The sequence below is a fragment of the Streptosporangium sp. NPDC053982 genome (assembly GCF_055585205.1).
In genome coordinates this window covers 184,935-200,074 of record NZ_JBVJKQ010000001.1, presented here as the reverse complement: position 1 = coordinate 200,074, position 15,140 = coordinate 184,935, and the positions used below count along the sequence as shown (strand labels likewise).

Sequence of the window (15,140 nt, the reverse complement as noted above, 5' to 3'; positions counted from 1 at the left end):
CGTGGACGGGTTCATCGGAAGGTCACGGGAGCTCGGCAAGCTGCGCAGGCTGCTGTCCAAGGTCGAGGCGGGGGACCGCGTCGGCCGGCCGGGCCGGGCCATCCTCATGCGCGGCCGACGCCGGGTCGGCAAGTCACGCCTGGCCGAGGAGTTCATCCGGCGCGCCGGAGTCCCCCATCTCTTCTACTCGGCCACCCGCGGCTCCGAGATGCAGCAGATCCGGAGGTTCGTCGAGGCCGCCTCCACATCCGACCTCCCCTCCGCCCACCTGCTGACCGGGCAGTCACCGGACTCCTGGGACTCCGCCCTGCGTCTCCTGGCCGCCTCACTCCCTCCGGACGCCCCGAGTGTCGTGGTCATCGACGAGCTGCCTTATCTGATCGCGAGCAGCCCCGACCTCGAAAGCGTCCTCCAGGTGCTGTTCGACCGGGAGTTCTCTCGCCTGCCCGTGCTGCTCATCCTGATCGGCTCCGATCTGTCGATGATGGAGGCGATCAACCAGTACGACCGGCCCTTCTACATGCGGGCCACCGAGATGGTGGTCAGCCCGCTCACCCCGGCGGACGTGGCCGACAAGCTGGAGCTGCCCGCGGCCACCGCCGTGGACGCCCATCTGGTGACCGGCGGCCTGCCGATGCTCTGCGAGGAGTGGGAGCCGGGGCTCTCCGTCCAGGAGTACCTCCGGGAAGCCCTGACGGACTCCACGTCGTCCCTGATCGTGAGCGGCGAACGCGCCCTCTCCGCCGAGCTGCCGCCCGACGCCCAGGCACGGATCGTGCTCGGCGCGATCGGCTCGGGCCAGCGCACCCGCTCCTCGATAGAGCGGGCGGTCCCCGGCGTCCCGAGGGCCTCGCTCAACCGGGCCTTGCAGCTCCTGTTGGAGAAACGGCTGGTCACCGCCGAGCTTCCACTCTCCACCCGGCCATCACGCGAGACCCGATACCACATCGCGGACACGCACCTGCGGTTCTGGCTGGCCTTCGTCGGCCCTTGGCTCCCGGAGATCGAAAGGGACAGGGGCGACCTGGCCCTCGCCAACTTCCAGCGGACGTGGACGTCCTGGCGGGGAACCGCGGTCGAACCGGTCATCCGGGAGTCCCTGCGGCGCATGGACGGACTGCCCGAGCAGACTGGAGCCGTCGGCGGCTACTGGACCCGCACCAACGACCCGGAGATCGACATCGTCGGAGCGGACCGCGAACCGATCGCCAAAAAGATCACCGTGGTCGGATCCGTCAAATGGCTGGAGAACCGGCCGTTCGACCGGCACGACCTGAACGAGCTGATCGTCCACCGGTCCAGGCTCCCGGGCGCCGACGCCTCCACCCCGCTGCTCGCCGTCTCCCGCAGCGGGGCCACGACCGGCGAGGTGAGACTGATCACGCCGGAGGACCTGATCGGCGCCTGGCGCCTCGAAGCCGACCCGCCGAAGGATGAGCCACCCGGCGAACCGGCCGCCGGCGAGTAACCGACAACGGTCCCGTACGCGCCGTGGCGGCGGAACACCACGAGCCCTCCACCCGATGACGAGACCGTGCCCGGCCGCATACACCGACCGTGCACCCGGCCCGGCCCGGACCAGGATCACCGACATTTCACGGGTTGCGTAACCGACAGTTCACGGGGTGCCGACCGACATTCGACGGTCGCTTGGAACCGCAGCTCAGGGCAGCAACACCGACATTTCACGGGGCTTGGAACCGACAGTTCACGGACCGCCGACCGACATTCGACGGGGCGGGAAACCGACAGGTTTCCACGCCGCCTCGGAGGCGGAGGCGTCTTTACGGTGACGGGTCGTGGCCGGGCGGGCGGGAAGGGGGTACGGCGGGCGGGGACGGCGCGCGGCCACACCCGCCCGTGGCCCAGACCCCGGGTCCGTGTTCCGTGGTCCAGGGCCCGGAGCACGTGAGGTCGGAACGACCCGGTGTCTCCCGTCAGGAGACCACCACGGCGGCGATCACCACGGCGAGCGCGCCCAGCAGGGCGACCATGGCGGCCGGGGCCCAGACGGACCTGACCGGGGTCCGCGCGGCGTCTCCCGTGTCCCCGGTGCTCCCGGCGGCCGTGCCGGCCGTACCGGAGCCGGGGGTTCCGGCCGTACCCGAGGTGCCGCTCGCGTCGGGGGTCCCCGTCGTGCCGGTGGGCTGCGCGGCGGTGAAGGCGGAGGCCCGCCGGGCGGACTCGGCCCGCTCGGCGATCTGCTCGGCCACCCAGTCGGCGTGGGTCTTGCCCGCCAGCAGCTCGGCCGCGGCCTGCTCCCCCTTGGTGGGCGTCGCCTCGGTGCGGAACCGCCCGCCGGTGCGGGCGGGCCGTGCCCGCCGCGTGGCCGACGCCCGCTCGCGGCCGGAGGTCTGCGGCGTCCAGCAGCGCACGACCGCGTCACCAGAAGTGATCTTGATCGCGTGGGAGACCGCGACGTCGTCCACGGCCGCCCAGGGGAAGAACGTGTCCCTGAGCGGGTTGCGCACCAGCACGCCGTCCTCGGCCAGCACGACCCCGGGGCGCAGGCAGGTGATGTAGACCAGCGCGGTGATGACCGCCAGCACCGCGCCCGCGACCATCGACTCCGGCCCGCTGTAGCGGACGACGAGGTCCACCGCGTTGAGCGCGGCGAACGCCGTCCAGACCCAGCCGAGGATCAACGCGGCCCTCGACCGGAACACCTGCTTCATGACACCGACCCCACTCCCGGAGCCCCGCTCACGCCTGCCACTTGAGCCGCGCGAGACCGGGCTTGATGACACCGTTGATCAGCGCGAGGCGCTCGTCGAACGGCAGGAACGCCGACTTCATGGCGTTGATCGTGAACCACTGCAGGTCGTCCCAGCCGTAGCCGAACGCCTCCGACAGCTTGGCGAACTCCTGCGAGACGGTGGTGCCGCTCATCAGCCGGTTGTCGGTGTTGACGGTGACCCGGAAGTTCAGTTTCCGCAGCAGGCCGATCGGGTGCTCGGCGATGGACGGCGCCGCGCCGGTCTGCAGGTTGGAGGTCGGGCACATCTCCAGCGGGATGCGCTTGTCGCGGACGTAGGCGGCGAGCCGTCCGAGCTTGGCCTCGCCGTCACCCGTCACCGTGATGTCGTCGATGATGCGCACCCCGTGGCCCAGGCGGTCGGCGCCGCACCACTGGATCGCCTGCCAGATCGACGGCAGCCCGAACGCCTCACCGGCGTGGATGGTGAAGTGGGCGTTCTCCCGCTGGAGGTACTCGAACGCGTCGAGATGGCGGGTCGGAGGATAACCCGCCTCGGCCCCGGCGATGTCGAAGCCCGCCACGCCGACGTCGCGGTAGCGGACCGCGAGCTCGGCGATCTCCATGGACCTGGCCTGGTGGCGCATCGCGGTGAGCAGGGTGCCCACCCGGATGTCGCGGCCCTCGGAGCCGATCCGGAAGCCCTCCAGGACGGCCTCGATGACCTCCTCCAGGCTGAGCCCGGCCGAGGTGTGCTGCTCGGGGGCGTAACGCACCTCGGCGTAGACGACGCCGTCGGCCGCCAGGTCCTCCGCGCACTCGGCGGCGACGCGGACCAGCGACTCGCGCGTCTGCATGACGCCGACCGTGTGGTCGAAGGTCTCCAGGTAGCGCTCCAGTGAACCGGAGTCGGACGCCTCGCGGAACCAGGTCCGCAGCTCCTCCGGATCGGTCGTGGGCAGCCGGTCGTAGCCCGTCTCGCGGGCGAGCTCCACGATGGTCTCCGGCCGCAGACCACCGTCGAGGTGATCATGGAGCAACACCTTCGGAGCCCGGCGGATCTCCTCAAGGGTGGGTAGCTGACTCATCTCGCCATCTTATGTCGCAGGTCGGAACGGAAATCTTGCGGACAGAGCGGCCCCGCCCGCTCCCCGCGTCCGGCTACTCCTCGCGTCCGGCGCTCTCGGGCGAGAAGGCGGGCAGGCAGACCGCGACGTACTCGGCGCCCTCGGGGCCGCTGCTGTAGCGGATCTTCTCCCCCGGCTCGCTCACGAACGCCTGCCCGGCGCCGACCTCGGTCGTCCCACCGGCGTGCTCGACGATGACGACGCCCTTGAGGACCAGCGTGTACTCGGCGAACTCCGGGGTCTGGGCCGGTTCCTCCCACCCCGCCGGGGCCTTCATGCGGGCGATCGAGAGGGCCTCGTCACCGCTGTTGACGCGGCCGACGTACTCCTCGATCACCTTGCCGCCGGGGACCGGGATCCGTGTCGCGCTGTCGATTCTGCGTACCATACGACCAGTTTGTCATTTTCCAGGCCACGAACCGGCCTCGAACCGGCCGTGGCTCGCCACGAACCGACCGTGATCCTCCGCGAACCGCTACGAACCGCCGCAGACCGATCGTGAGCCCGCCGCGGACCGGCCGTGACCCTCCACGGATCGCTGCGGACCGGTCAGTGGGCGACGTCGACGACCAGCCGGTTCGGGCTCCGCTGCTCCGTCACCCGGAACCCCGCCCGGTGGTCCAGGACGATGCCGACGCCCACCACGCCCTCGAAGTCGCCGGTCTTGACCACGTTCTGCACGTTGCCCAGCTGGGCCTGGAAGACCGGCCCACCCGTCCAGGTGGGCTTCCCGGAGTCGCCGTGCGCCGCGGCCGGCCGCATCTTCACCTCCAGGTAGGCCCCGCCGACGGCGTCGATCGGGTCGCCCGACCCCTCCTGGACCAGTTTGGGCACCCAGCGCACGGTGTAGCCCGGCAGTGCCCCCTTCACGTCGATCACCACGCGGTCGAACCCGTCGTGCTCGGCGAACCGCGCGCCGGTGACGATCGGCGACTCGTCGAGGTCGCGCTCGACCTCGACCTCCCGGGTGCTCGTCGGGGGCTTCTGCCCCGGCCGCGCGACCGGCGGAGCCGACGGGGACGACGAGGAGGACGGGGAGGACGGCGGCGCGGCGGGGTCCGAGGAGGCGCCCGGATCCTCCGGGGCGTCCGAGGTCGCCGTGGCGGCCGGTGGGTCGGCGGGGGTGAAGCCGGCGTCCCGTGCGGCGGCGCCGCAGCCGGCGGCCGGCAGGCCGAGAAGGACGAGGGTGAGGGCGACGCGGATGCGCTTCATGGTGGGCCTCCTACGTCTTAGATGCCCCGGGGGCGGGGGCGGTTCACCCCGTGGACGGCACCGGCCACCGCACCGCTTCGATCATCGCAGGTCAGGTGGGGAACGTGGCGGAATCAAGGCCGTGCGGCCCGAAAGGACGGGGGCTTCGGTCCTTTCGGGCCGCACGGCCGTACGGTTCCTGGGAGCGGCCGTACGGCCGTGGCGGACACACGCGCCGGCCGCCGCGCGAGCCGGGAGGGCCAGCGCGGCGGCCGGTGAGCCGGTCCTTCCGTACGGGCCCCTGTGTCACCGTGCGGAAGGCGGAAGACGGACGGAGGTCAGACGGTCTCCAGCACCCTCTCGTCCGGCGTCCCGCCGTCCGCCGCCGGGACGGCCGTGCGGGTACGGCGGAGGCCGGTGAGCGCGATCGCCAGGCCGACGAGTCCGAGGATCGCCGAGACGGTGATCGCCGCGCGGAAGCCGTCGAGCGGGTCGGCGCTCGTGTTCGAGGTGAGCACGGCCGTCACGACGGCCAGCACGACCGCCCCGCCGACCTGCCCGGAGGTGTTGAGCAGGCCGGAGGCCAGTCCCTGCTCGTCGTCGGCGACGCCGTTGGTCGCCTGGATGTTCAGCGATGGGAAGGACAGCGCGAAGGCGATGCCCAGCAGGACCATGCCCGGGATGACCAGCGTGACCAGGTCCGGGTCGGCGTTCACCCGGAGGAAGAAGGCGTAGCCGCCGGCCAGCGCGGCCGAGCCGACGACGATCAGCCTGCCGGTGCCGAACCGGTCGGCCAGATCGCCCATTTTGGTGGAGGTCACCGCGACCAGCAGCCCGGCGGGCAGGAAGGCCAGCGCAGTCGCCAGGGCCGACCAGTGCAGGAAGTTCTGGAAGTACTGCATGGCCACGAACTGGAAGCCGACGTAGGAGCCGAACAGGATGACCAGGCCGAGGTTGGCCCGGACGATCGGGCCGGACCGCAGGATGCCGAGCCGTACCAGGGGGTGCCTGACCCGCCGCTCGGTGACCACGAACGCGGCCAGCAGCGCCACCACCCCGGCCAGCGAGCCGATGGTGCGGAGCGAGCCCCAGCCGGCCTCGGGGGCCTGGACCACGGTGAACACCAGCAGCAGCATGGAGGCGGTGATGGTGACCGCGCCGATGAGGTCGTGTCCGCCCTCGGCCCGTTCCTCCTCGCGCCTGGGCAGGTACCGCAGCGCCGCGACCAGCGCGATGACGGCGACGGGGACCGGCATGAGGAACGTCCAGCGCCAGCCGAGCTGGGTCAGGAAGCCCGAGATGACCAGGCCCAGGGAGAAGCCGCTGGCGCCCGCGGCGGTGAAGACGCTGAGGGCCCGGTTGCGGGACGGGCCCTCAGCGAAGGTCGTGGTGATGATGGACAGCGCGGCGGGGGCGGTGAAGGCGGCGCTGACACCCTTGACGAACCGGGCGGCGATCAGCAGGGTTCCGTCGTTCACCACGCCGCCGAGGAGCGAGGCCACCGCGAAGACGGCCAGCGCGGCCAGGAAGACCCGGCGTCGGCCGAGCAGGTCGGCGGTGCGGCCGCCCAGCAGGAGCAGACCTCCGTAGCCGAGCACGTAGCCGCTGACCACCCATTGCAGGGCGGAGGTGGAGAGGCCCAGGTCGGCCTGGATGGACGGCAGGGCCACGCCGACCATCGACACGTCGAGGGCGTCGAGGAACACCACGGCGGAGAGCACGGTGAGCGCGGCCCAGAGGCGCGCGGCCCAGCGCTCGTCGGGGGACGAATGAGGCATGCCGCACACTTTTCCATGCAGATGCATCTAATGCAAACGAATTAAGTTCTTGTGCATTAAATGTTCACGCATGGTATGATCCGCGCATGAGCGAGGAGTCCCTGGTCGGCGCCTGGCGCGAGGTGCTGGCCAAGCACGCCATGACCACCTGCGCGCTGGAGCGCGAGCTCTCCGAGCGGCACGGGCTCGGCATGAGCGAGTTCGAGGTGCTGGAGCGCATGGTCGAGGGCGGCCGGGAGAAATACCGCGTCCAGGAGGTGGCCGACGCGGTCCACCTCAGCCAGAGCGCCTGCTCACGGCTGATCGCCCGCCTGGAGAAGGCGGGCCTGGTGTGCCGGGGGATGTGCGAGGACGACCGGCGGGGCGTCTTCGTCCTCATCACCGACGAAGGCCGCGCCCGCCACACCGAGGCCACACCCACCCACCGCGCCGTGCTGTCACAGGTCTTCGCCCCCGCCGAACGGCTCGCCTCCCCCGCCTGAACCGCCCGGCTCCTCCGGCGAATTCGATATAGCCCTACCCGATATGACGCGGCCGGCGAAGGAGGAGGCGCGCGCGAACGGATCGGGCGCAGCGATGTGCTCGAAGAGCGTTACCGCCGTGTGCTGCGACTGCTGCCCGCCTCCTACCGCGCCGGACGCGAGGAGGAGATGGTCGACGCCTTCGTGACTCCTCCGCTCCCTGAAGGGAGCGGCTTCTCGCTAAGCCGCTTCCGCAGCCTCGCGAAGGGCAAGCCCTGCCCGCAGGATGTTGACCGCCGCGTTGACGTCGGCGTGCGCGGTGAGCCCGCACGCCACGCACCGGAACGCGGCCTGATCGAGGCGGTTCTCCTTGGCCACGTGCCTGCATCGCGAGCAGGTGCGGGAGGTGCCGGCGGGGTTCACCGCGATCAGCTCTCGACCGGCGCTTTCAGCCTTGTGCGACAGGATCGTCAGGAACACCCCCCACCCCGCGTCCAGGATGCTTCGGTTGAGACCGGACTTCTGCGCCACGTTGGTGCCGGGCGCCTCGAGCGTGCCGGATGCCGAGCGGGTCATGTTCGCGATCCGCAGGTTCTCATGCACGATCACGTCATAGCCGCGTACCAGCCGCAGCGCGGCCTTGTGCACGCCGTCCAGCCGCTGGCGGCGGATCTTGCCGTGCAGCGCCGCAACCCGCGCCACCGCTTTACGCCGCCGCGCGGAGCCGCGTTTCTTGCGAGCCAGATCCCGCTGAGCGGCGGCCAGCCGCTCAGCGGACGCGGCCAGGTGACGCGGGTTGGTCAGGTGCTCGCCGTCGCTGGTGGTGACCAGCGACGCGACACCCAGGTCCAGCCCGGCGACCGCGCCCGTCGCCGGAAGCGGCCGGGCGGGAACATCGTCGCACGACAGGACCACATACCAGCGGGTGCCTTCCCGCTTCACGCTGATCGTCTTCACCTGGCCCCGCACGGGCCGGTGCCGGTGGACCCGGACATGCCCGACGCCCTGGAGGCGCACGAACGTCGCGGTGGGGTGGTCGGGCTGGGAGTCCCAGCGGCAACCGTCACCGTCCTTGGGCCACGTCACCGTGTCGAACCAGCCCTTGCCCTTGAAGCGGGGAAAGCCCGGCGTGCGCCCGGCCTTGACGCGGGCGAAGAACGCCGCGAACGCCTTGTCGAGACGGCGCAGGGTGGCCTGCTGAGAGGAGAACGACCACCGGCCCTGCCCGCCCGCGTCGTCGGCGCGGATGTGCTTCAATTCCGCCGACTGGTCGCCGTAGCGGATGCTCACCCCGGCCTTGGCGTAGGCGGTGCGGCGATGCTCCAGCGCCGCGTTGTACAGGGCGCGGTGATCCTCCAGGCACGCCGTCAACGCGGCCACCTGCTTGCTGGTCGGGCGGATCAGAAACTTGTACGACCTACGCACGGCGCTCCCCCTTAGGGGCGCGCTCGTGCTGGGTTTCGATGTGGCGCTGCACCGTCTCGGCGGACACCGCGCCGGTCGTGGCCACGAAGTACGACCGTGACCACAAGGTGGGCAGCCGGGATCGCAGGTGCGGAAACTCGCCGCGTAGGTGGTGGGAGGTGAAGCCCTTGAACCGGTCGGCCACGTACGACGGAGAGTTCTTCGGGTGCGGCTTGATGAACAGGTGCACGTGGTCGGGCATGACCTCCAGCGTCACGATCTCCCAGCCGTGCTCGGCGGCCTTGGCGCAGATCAACTCCTCCAGGCGGTCTTCGACCCGGCCACCCAGAACGGGGCGGCGGTATTTCGGGCACCACACGACGTGGTATCCGAGGTCGTACGCCGCGCCAGGGGAGGTGCGCACTCGACGAGCCACACGATCACTATGACAGCGCCATCCATCTGACACGCGATGATTGGAGAACCCCGATGCGCAGACCCGGTCGGTCAGGGCACGCTCGGGCCTTGGCGGCCCTCCCGCTCCCGATTCCCCCGCCGTCTGAAGGCGACGGCCCCCTCGGGAGGATCTGATGGAGGGCTCGGGCGGCCTGACCGACGCCGACGATCCCCGGCCGCGCTGGCCGGAGGTCGTCAGCGTAGCCTTTCGGGACGGTCTCCGGGGGCGGCGTCAGGCGGTGACGCGGTCGATGACCAGCGGGAGCAGGCCCGGGTCCGCGGCCTCGCCGACCGTGTAGGCGCCCTCCAGAGCCTCCAGCGCCCGCTCGAAGCGTGAGGCGTCGTCGGCGTGCAGGGTCATCAGCGGCTGCCCCTCGCGGACCTCGTCACCCGGCTTGGCGTGCAGCGTGATCCCCGCGCCGAAGGACACGGGGTCCTCCTTGCGCTCCCGGCCCGCGCCGAGCCGCCAGGCGGCCAGGCCCACGCCGTAGGCGTCCAGCGTGGCGAGCACGCCGGAGGCGGGGGCGAGGACCCGCGTGGTCTCGGCGGCGACGGGCAGCGGGGCGTCGGGGTCGCCGCCCTGGGCGCTGATCATCCGCCGCCAGACGTCCATGGCCGAGCCGTCCTTCAGCGCGTCCGCGGGGTCCTTGCCGCCGGTCAGGCCCGCGGCGTCGAGCATCTCGCGGGCCAGCCGTACGGTCAGCTCGACCACGTCGGCGGGGCCGCCGCCGGCGAGGACCTCGACCGACTCGGCGACCTCCAGCGCGTTGCCCACGGCCAGGCCCAGCGGGCGGTCCATCGCGGTGAGCAGCGCGACCGTGGTGACCCCGGCGTCGGTGCCCAGCTCGACCATGGTGGTCGCCAGCTCGCGGGCCCGCTCGGGGGTCTTCATGAACGCGCCGGAGCCGACCTTGACGTCCAGCACCAGCGCGCCGGTGCCTTCGGCGATCTTCTTCGACATGATCGAGGAGGCGATCAGCGGGATCGCCTCGACGGTGCCGGTGACGTCGCGCAGCGCGTAGAGCTTCTTGTCCGCCGGGGCCAGCCCGTCGCCCGCCGCGCAGATGACCGCGCCGGACTCACGGAGCACGTCGAGCATCTCGGCGTTGGACAGCGAGGCCCGCCAGCCCGGGATGGACTCCAGCTTGTCCAGCGTGCCGCCGGTGTGGCCGAGGCCGCGGCCGGACAGCTGGGGGACGTGTCCGCCGCACGCGGCGACCAGCGGGGCCAGCGGCAGCGTGATCTTGTCGCCCACGCCGCCGGTGGAGTGCTTGTCGGTGGTACGGCCGGGCAGCGCCGACCAGTCCATCCGGTCCCCCGAACGGATCATGGCGGCGGTCCACTCGGCGATCTCCCGCCGGTTCATGCCGTTGAGCAGGATCGCCATCGCCAGGGCGGACATCTGCTCGTCGGCGACGACGCCCCGGGTGTAGGCGTCGATCACCCAGTCGATCTGCGCGGTGGACAGCTCGCGGCCGTCCCGCTTGGTGACGATGACGTCGATCGCGTCCACGGTCAGTCCCCCCGGCTGAGGTTGTCGGGCCCGAAGGCGTACGGCAGGATCTCCGCCATCGGCTTCGGGCCGTCCACGGTCTCCACGAGCAGTTCGTCGCCGCCGAACTCGTACAGCAGCTGGCGGCACCGGCCGCACGGCATGAGCAGCTCCTCGTGCCCGTCGACGCAGGTGAAGGCGACGAGCCGCCCGCCGCCGCCCGCCTGGAGCGCCGACACCAGCCCGCACTCGGCGCACAGCCCGACGCCGTAGGAGGCGTTCTCGACGTTGCAGCCGGACACGATGCGCCCGTCGTCCACCAGGGCGGCGGCGCCGACCGGGAACTTGGAGTAGGGCGCGTACGCGTTGGTCATGGCCTGCACCGCCGCGGTCCTGAGCGCCGCCCAGTCGATGCCGGTCTCGTCGTCCTCACCCATGGAGGGTCCCCCAGATGTCGTGGTCACTTCGCCTGTCCCCTGCGGTACGGCACGCCGTCCGCGGCCGGCGGGCGCAGGCGCTGCGCGGCCAGCGACAGCACCAGCAGCGTGGTGATGTGCGGGGCGACCGAGGTGAACTGCGCCGCGATGGTGTCGGTCAGCGCGAACACGGCGAACACCGCGACCGCGGCGACGGCGGCGATCAGCGCCGCCCGGGTGCGGCGCTGCCGGACGAGCTGGTAGACCGCGACGCCCGCGATCAGGATCGCGACGAGCAGCAGCAGCGCGTGCACCGACTCGCCGCCCCGGCGGAGCTGGAGCGCGTCGGTGTAGCCGAACAGCGCCGCGCCGGCCGCCAGGCCGCCCGGACGCCAGTTACCGAAGATCATCGCGGCGAGGCCGATGAAGCCGCGCCCGCCGGTCTGCCCCTCACGGTAGGCGCTGGCGGCCACCAGGGACAGGAACGCCCCGCCGAGGCCGGCGAGGGCGCCGGAGACGACCACCGCGACGTACTTGTAGTAGTACACGTTGACGCCCAGCGACTCCGCCGCCACCGGGCGCTCGCCGCAGGAGCGCAACCGCAGGCCGAAGGCCGTCCGCCACAGGAGGTAGAACGTCAGCGGGACGAGCAGGATCGCCAGGATGGTGAACAGCGAGACGTTCGTGGTCAGGCCGCGCAGGATGCCCGCCAGGTCCGACAGCAGGAACCACTGCCTGGACTCCAGCGAGGTCAGCGCGTCGGAGACCCCGGGCAGGCTGACGGTGCCCGGTTTGGGAACCGGGGGCGACTGGGTGTCGCCGCCGCCGGGCATCTCCGCGAACGTGATCTTGGAGAGGAACTGGGTGACGCCGCCGCCCAGGATGGTGATCGCCACACCGGAGATGATGTGGTCGACGCCGAACGTCACGGTCGCGATCGCGTGCAGCAGGCCGCCCAGGGCGCCGCCGATCGCGCCGGCCGCCACGCCCGCCCAGGGGTTGGCGAAGTGGATCGCGCCCCAGGCGCCGCACCAGGTGCCCAGGATCATCATGCCTTCGAGGCCGATGTTGACCACGCCGGCCCGTTCGGACCACAGGCCGCCGAGGCCCGCCAGGCCGATCGGCACGGCCAGCGCGACCGCCGCGTTGACCGCTCCGGCCGAGGTGAGGTCGACGGCGCCGGTGAGGGCGCGGACGACCGACAGCAGGACGATCAGGGCGGCGAGGCCGAGCAGCAGGAGCCGCCAGGTCACCCGGAGCCTGCCGGTCCCGCCCGGCTCCTGGATCCGCGCCTTCTCGGCGGTGAGGGCACCTTCGCTCATGCCGACGCTCCTTCGGGCCGGGCCGGGGTCTTGCCGGCCAGTTCCTTGCTCACCCGGCGCTGCCCGGCGGAGATCTGGTAGCGGTGGACCAGCTCGTAGGCGACGATGACCGACAGGACGATCGTGCCCTGCATGATGGCGACGATCTCCGGGGAGATGTCGTGCAGCTGCAGGATGTTCGACGAGGCGTCCAGGAAGCCCCACAGCAGGGCGCCGAGCGCGATGCCGACGGGGTGGTTGCGGCCCAGCAGCGCGATCGCGATGCCGGTGAAGCCGAGGCCGGTGGGGAAGTCCAGGCTGTAGCTGTAGGACGCGCCCAGCAGCTGCGGCATGCCGATCAGTCCCGCCATCGCGCCGGACATGATCATCGCGATGAGGACCATCTTCTTCACGTTGACGCCGCTGGCCACCGCGGCCGACTCCGAGCGGCCGGTGGCGCGCAGGTCGAAGCCGAAGCGGGTGCGGTTGAGCAGGACGTGGTACAGCACGCCCATGGCGACCGCCAGGATGATCAGCCCGAACACCTTCGTCCCGGTCCCGGGGATGAGCGCCAGCCCGGGTACCCGGGCTGCCTCCGGGATCGGCTTCGTGCCGATGTTGTTGCTGCCCGCGACCTCGACCGCGAGGCGGTCGGTGTTGAGCAGCCAGGCGCCGAGGGCGGTGGCGATGGCGTTCAGCATGATCGTCGAGATGACCTCGCTGACGCCGCGCCGTACCTTCAGCAGGCCGGCGATCGACGCCCAGCCGGCGCCGACCAGCATGGCGACGACGACGACGAGCACGGTGTTCAGCGGCCCCGGCAGGACGGCGGCGCCGCCCACGGCCGCGGCGATGAGCGCCGCGAGGCGGTACTGGCCGTCCACGCCGATGTTGAACAGGTTCATCCGGAACCCGATCGCCACCGCCAGCGCCGACAGGTAGTACGTCGTCGCGTAGTTCAGGGTGAGCACCATCGTCCGCGGCTGCACGCCGTAGTCGACCATGACGCCGAGCGTCTCCAGCGGCGGGTCACCGGTGGCCAGCAGGACGATCGAGGTGATCAGGCCGGCGAAGACGATGGCCAGGACGGGCGCGACGAGCGAGAGCAGGCCGCCGAGCCTGGCCCGGCCGAGCAGCCGGTCGGTGAAGCTCGACCCGGCGGTGCTCATGCGACCACCCCGGCCGTGCCTCGCGTTGCGAAGATGTTCATGCCGCCTCTCCAGCACCGGTCATGGCCGATCCCAGCCGCTCGGGGGTCACGTCGCGCGGATCGACGTCCGCGACGATCCGGCCGCGCAGGATCACCTTCAGCGTGTCGGACAGGCCGATGAGCTCGTCCAGGTCGGCCGAGATCAGCAGTACGGCCAGGCCCGCGGCGCGCGCCGCGCGCAGGTGGTCCCAGATCGCGGCCTGGGCTCCGACGTCGACGCCGCGCGTCGGGTGGGACGCGATGAGGAACACCGGGTCGCCGCTCATCTCCCGGCCGACGATCAGCTTCTGCTGGTTGCCGCCGGACAGCGCCGCGGCGTCCACGTCGATGCCGGGGGTACGGACGTCGTACTCCTCGACGATGCGCCGGGTGTCGGCGCGGGCGCCGGACCGGTCGATCCAGGGGCCCTTGACGTTGGGCCGGCGCGTCTGGTGGCCGAGGATGCGGTTCTCCCACAGCGGGGCCTCCAGCAGCAGCCCGTGCCGGTGGCGGTCCTCGGGGATGTAGCCGATGCCGGCCTCGCGGCGGCGCAGCGTCGGCCAGGCGGAGATGTCCTCCTCGCCGAGCCGGATCCCGCCCTCGGCGGCCCGCATGCCCATGATCGCCTCGACGAGCTCGGCCTGGCCGTTGCCCTCGACGCCGGCGATGCCGAGCACCTCGCCCTTGCGGATGTCGAAGCTCACGTCGTCGACGACGGGGCGGCCGTCGGCGGAGCGGACCGTCAGGCCCCGCACCGACAACTCGACCGTGTCGGTGACGGTGGACTCGCGGGTCTCGGGGCTGGGCAGCTCGCTGCCGACCATCAGCTCGGCGAGCTGCCGGGCGGTGACGTCCTTGGGATCGACGCTCGCCACGGTCGTGCCGCGCCGGATGACGGTGATGGCGTCGGCGACCGACAGCACCTCGTCGAGCTTGTGGGAGATGAAGATGATCGTGAGGCCCTCACGGACCAGCTCGCGCAGGTTGGCGAACAGCTCGTCCACCTCGTGGGGCACGAGCACGGCGGTCGGCTCGTCCAGGATGAGGATCCGGGCGCCGCGGTAGAGGACCTTGAGGATCTCCACCCGCTGCCGGGCGCCGACGCCGAGGTCCTCGACCAGGGCGTCGGGGTCGACGCCGAGGCTGTAGGAGCGGGAGATCTCCCGGATCCTCTCGCGGGCCGCGCCGAAGTCGAGGCCGAGTCCGCCCTTGCGGGGCTCGCTGCCCAGGACCACGTTCTCCAGCACGGTGAGGTTGTCGGCGAGCATGAAGTGCTGGTGGACCATGCCGACGCCGACCTCGATGGCGTCCGCCGGGGAGCGGAAGCCCACCGGCCTGCCGTTGACGCGGATCTCTCCCTCGTCGGGGCGCTGCATGCCGTACAGGATCTTCATGAGGGTGGACTTGCCCGCGCCGTTCTCGCCGACGATGGCGTGGACGTGTCCCTGCCGCACGGACAGGGAGATGTCACGGTTGGCCACGACCCCGGGGAATCTCTTGGTGATTCCCTCGAGCTCGACGGCCGGGGTCGAGGTGCTGATGACGGCCTCCTCCGCACGGACTGCGCGGGTCACGGAAGGTGAGTGAGGGTGGGAACGGACCGAAGGGCCCGGGGGTCGTCCGCCGGGCC

General features: G+C 71.6%; 14 protein-coding genes. 2 read left to right on the top strand and 12 right to left on the bottom strand.

Going from position 1 to position 15,140, the window contains the following annotated elements:
* Position 1: 1 nt before the first annotated feature.
* Positions 2 to 1,468: an ATP-binding protein gene (locus tag ACZ6W9_RS00930; RefSeq protein ID WP_470116498.1), complete on the top strand. Its 1,467-nt coding sequence runs from the start codon at positions 2 to 4 to the stop codon at positions 1,466 to 1,468.
* A gap of 469 nt (positions 1,469 to 1,937) precedes the next feature.
* On the opposite strand, the gene ACZ6W9_RS00925 is transcribed toward ACZ6W9_RS00930, so the two are convergent.
* The 5 genes from ACZ6W9_RS00925 to ACZ6W9_RS00905 all read right to left on the bottom strand — a co-directional run bounded on the left by ACZ6W9_RS00925 (position 1,938) and on the right by ACZ6W9_RS00905 (position 6,791).
* Positions 1,938 to 2,675, bottom strand: a complete 738-nt coding sequence (locus tag ACZ6W9_RS00925) for a PH domain-containing protein (protein ID WP_389958347.1) — start codon at positions 2,673 to 2,675, stop codon at positions 1,938 to 1,940.
* Between the two features lie 28 nt (positions 2,676 to 2,703).
* Positions 2,704 to 3,783: an adenosine deaminase gene (locus tag ACZ6W9_RS00920; protein WP_362928786.1), complete on the bottom strand. Its 1,080-nt coding sequence runs from the start codon at positions 3,781 to 3,783 to the stop codon at positions 2,704 to 2,706.
* A 73-nt stretch (positions 3,784 to 3,856) separates the two neighbouring features.
* A complete protein-coding gene (locus ACZ6W9_RS00915) occupies positions 3,857 to 4,210 on the bottom strand; it encodes a cupin domain-containing protein (protein WP_389958343.1) in 354 nt (117 codons plus the stop codon).
* Between the two features lie 161 nt (positions 4,211 to 4,371).
* Positions 4,372 to 5,034 carry an AMIN-like domain-containing (lipo)protein gene (locus ACZ6W9_RS00910; protein WP_470116497.1) on the bottom strand — a complete coding sequence of 221 codons (663 nt, stop codon included), beginning with the start codon at positions 5,032 to 5,034 and terminating at the stop codon, positions 4,372 to 4,374.
* A gap of 317 nt (positions 5,035 to 5,351) precedes the next feature.
* Complete coding sequence (locus ACZ6W9_RS00905) at positions 5,352 to 6,791, bottom strand: MFS transporter (protein WP_470116496.1); 1,440 nt, start codon at positions 6,789 to 6,791, stop codon at positions 5,352 to 5,354.
* Positions 6,792 to 6,877: 86 nt separating this feature from the next.
* Here ACZ6W9_RS00905 and ACZ6W9_RS00900 point away from each other — a divergent pair, with 86 nt between their 5' ends.
* Complete coding sequence (locus ACZ6W9_RS00900) at positions 6,878 to 7,273, top strand: MarR family winged helix-turn-helix transcriptional regulator (RefSeq protein ID WP_362928778.1); 396 nt, start codon at positions 6,878 to 6,880, stop codon at positions 7,271 to 7,273.
* A gap of 219 nt (positions 7,274 to 7,492) precedes the next feature.
* Here ACZ6W9_RS00900 and ACZ6W9_RS00895 read toward each other — a convergent pair whose 3' ends face one another.
* The 7 genes from ACZ6W9_RS00895 to ACZ6W9_RS00865 form a co-directional block, all read right to left on the bottom strand.
* Positions 7,493 to 8,677 carry an RNA-guided endonuclease InsQ/TnpB family protein gene (locus ACZ6W9_RS00895; RefSeq protein ID WP_470116495.1) on the bottom strand — a complete coding sequence of 395 codons (1,185 nt, stop codon included), beginning with the start codon at positions 8,675 to 8,677 and terminating at the stop codon, positions 7,493 to 7,495.
* Positions 8,670 to 9,092 carry an IS200/IS605 family transposase gene (gene tnpA / locus ACZ6W9_RS00890; RefSeq protein WP_362945223.1) on the bottom strand — a complete coding sequence of 141 codons (423 nt, stop codon included), beginning with the start codon at positions 9,090 to 9,092 and terminating at the stop codon, positions 8,670 to 8,672. The genes ACZ6W9_RS00895 and tnpA overlap by 8 nt, the downstream gene beginning before the upstream one ends.
* A gap of 252 nt (positions 9,093 to 9,344) precedes the next feature.
* Positions 9,345 to 10,625, bottom strand: coding sequence for a thymidine phosphorylase (locus tag ACZ6W9_RS00885; RefSeq protein ID WP_389958329.1), 1,281 nt, complete (start codon positions 10,623 to 10,625; stop codon positions 9,345 to 9,347).
* A gap of 2 nt (positions 10,626 to 10,627) precedes the next feature.
* Positions 10,628 to 11,041, bottom strand: coding sequence for a cytidine deaminase (locus ACZ6W9_RS00880; RefSeq protein ID WP_389958327.1), 414 nt, complete (start codon positions 11,039 to 11,041; stop codon positions 10,628 to 10,630).
* Positions 11,042 to 11,064: 23 nt separating this feature from the next.
* Positions 11,065 to 12,342 carry an ABC transporter permease gene (locus ACZ6W9_RS00875; RefSeq protein WP_389958324.1) on the bottom strand — a complete coding sequence of 426 codons (1,278 nt, stop codon included), beginning with the start codon at positions 12,340 to 12,342 and terminating at the stop codon, positions 11,065 to 11,067.
* Positions 12,339 to 13,490, bottom strand: coding sequence for an ABC transporter permease (locus ACZ6W9_RS00870; protein WP_389958321.1), 1,152 nt, complete (start codon positions 13,488 to 13,490; stop codon positions 12,339 to 12,341). Before ACZ6W9_RS00870 ends, ACZ6W9_RS00875 begins: the two co-directional genes overlap by 4 nt.
* A gap of 37 nt (positions 13,491 to 13,527) precedes the next feature.
* Positions 13,528 to 15,084, bottom strand: coding sequence for an ABC transporter ATP-binding protein (locus ACZ6W9_RS00865; RefSeq protein WP_470116494.1), 1,557 nt, complete (start codon positions 15,082 to 15,084; stop codon positions 13,528 to 13,530).
* Positions 15,085 to 15,140: the final 56 nt, after the last annotated feature.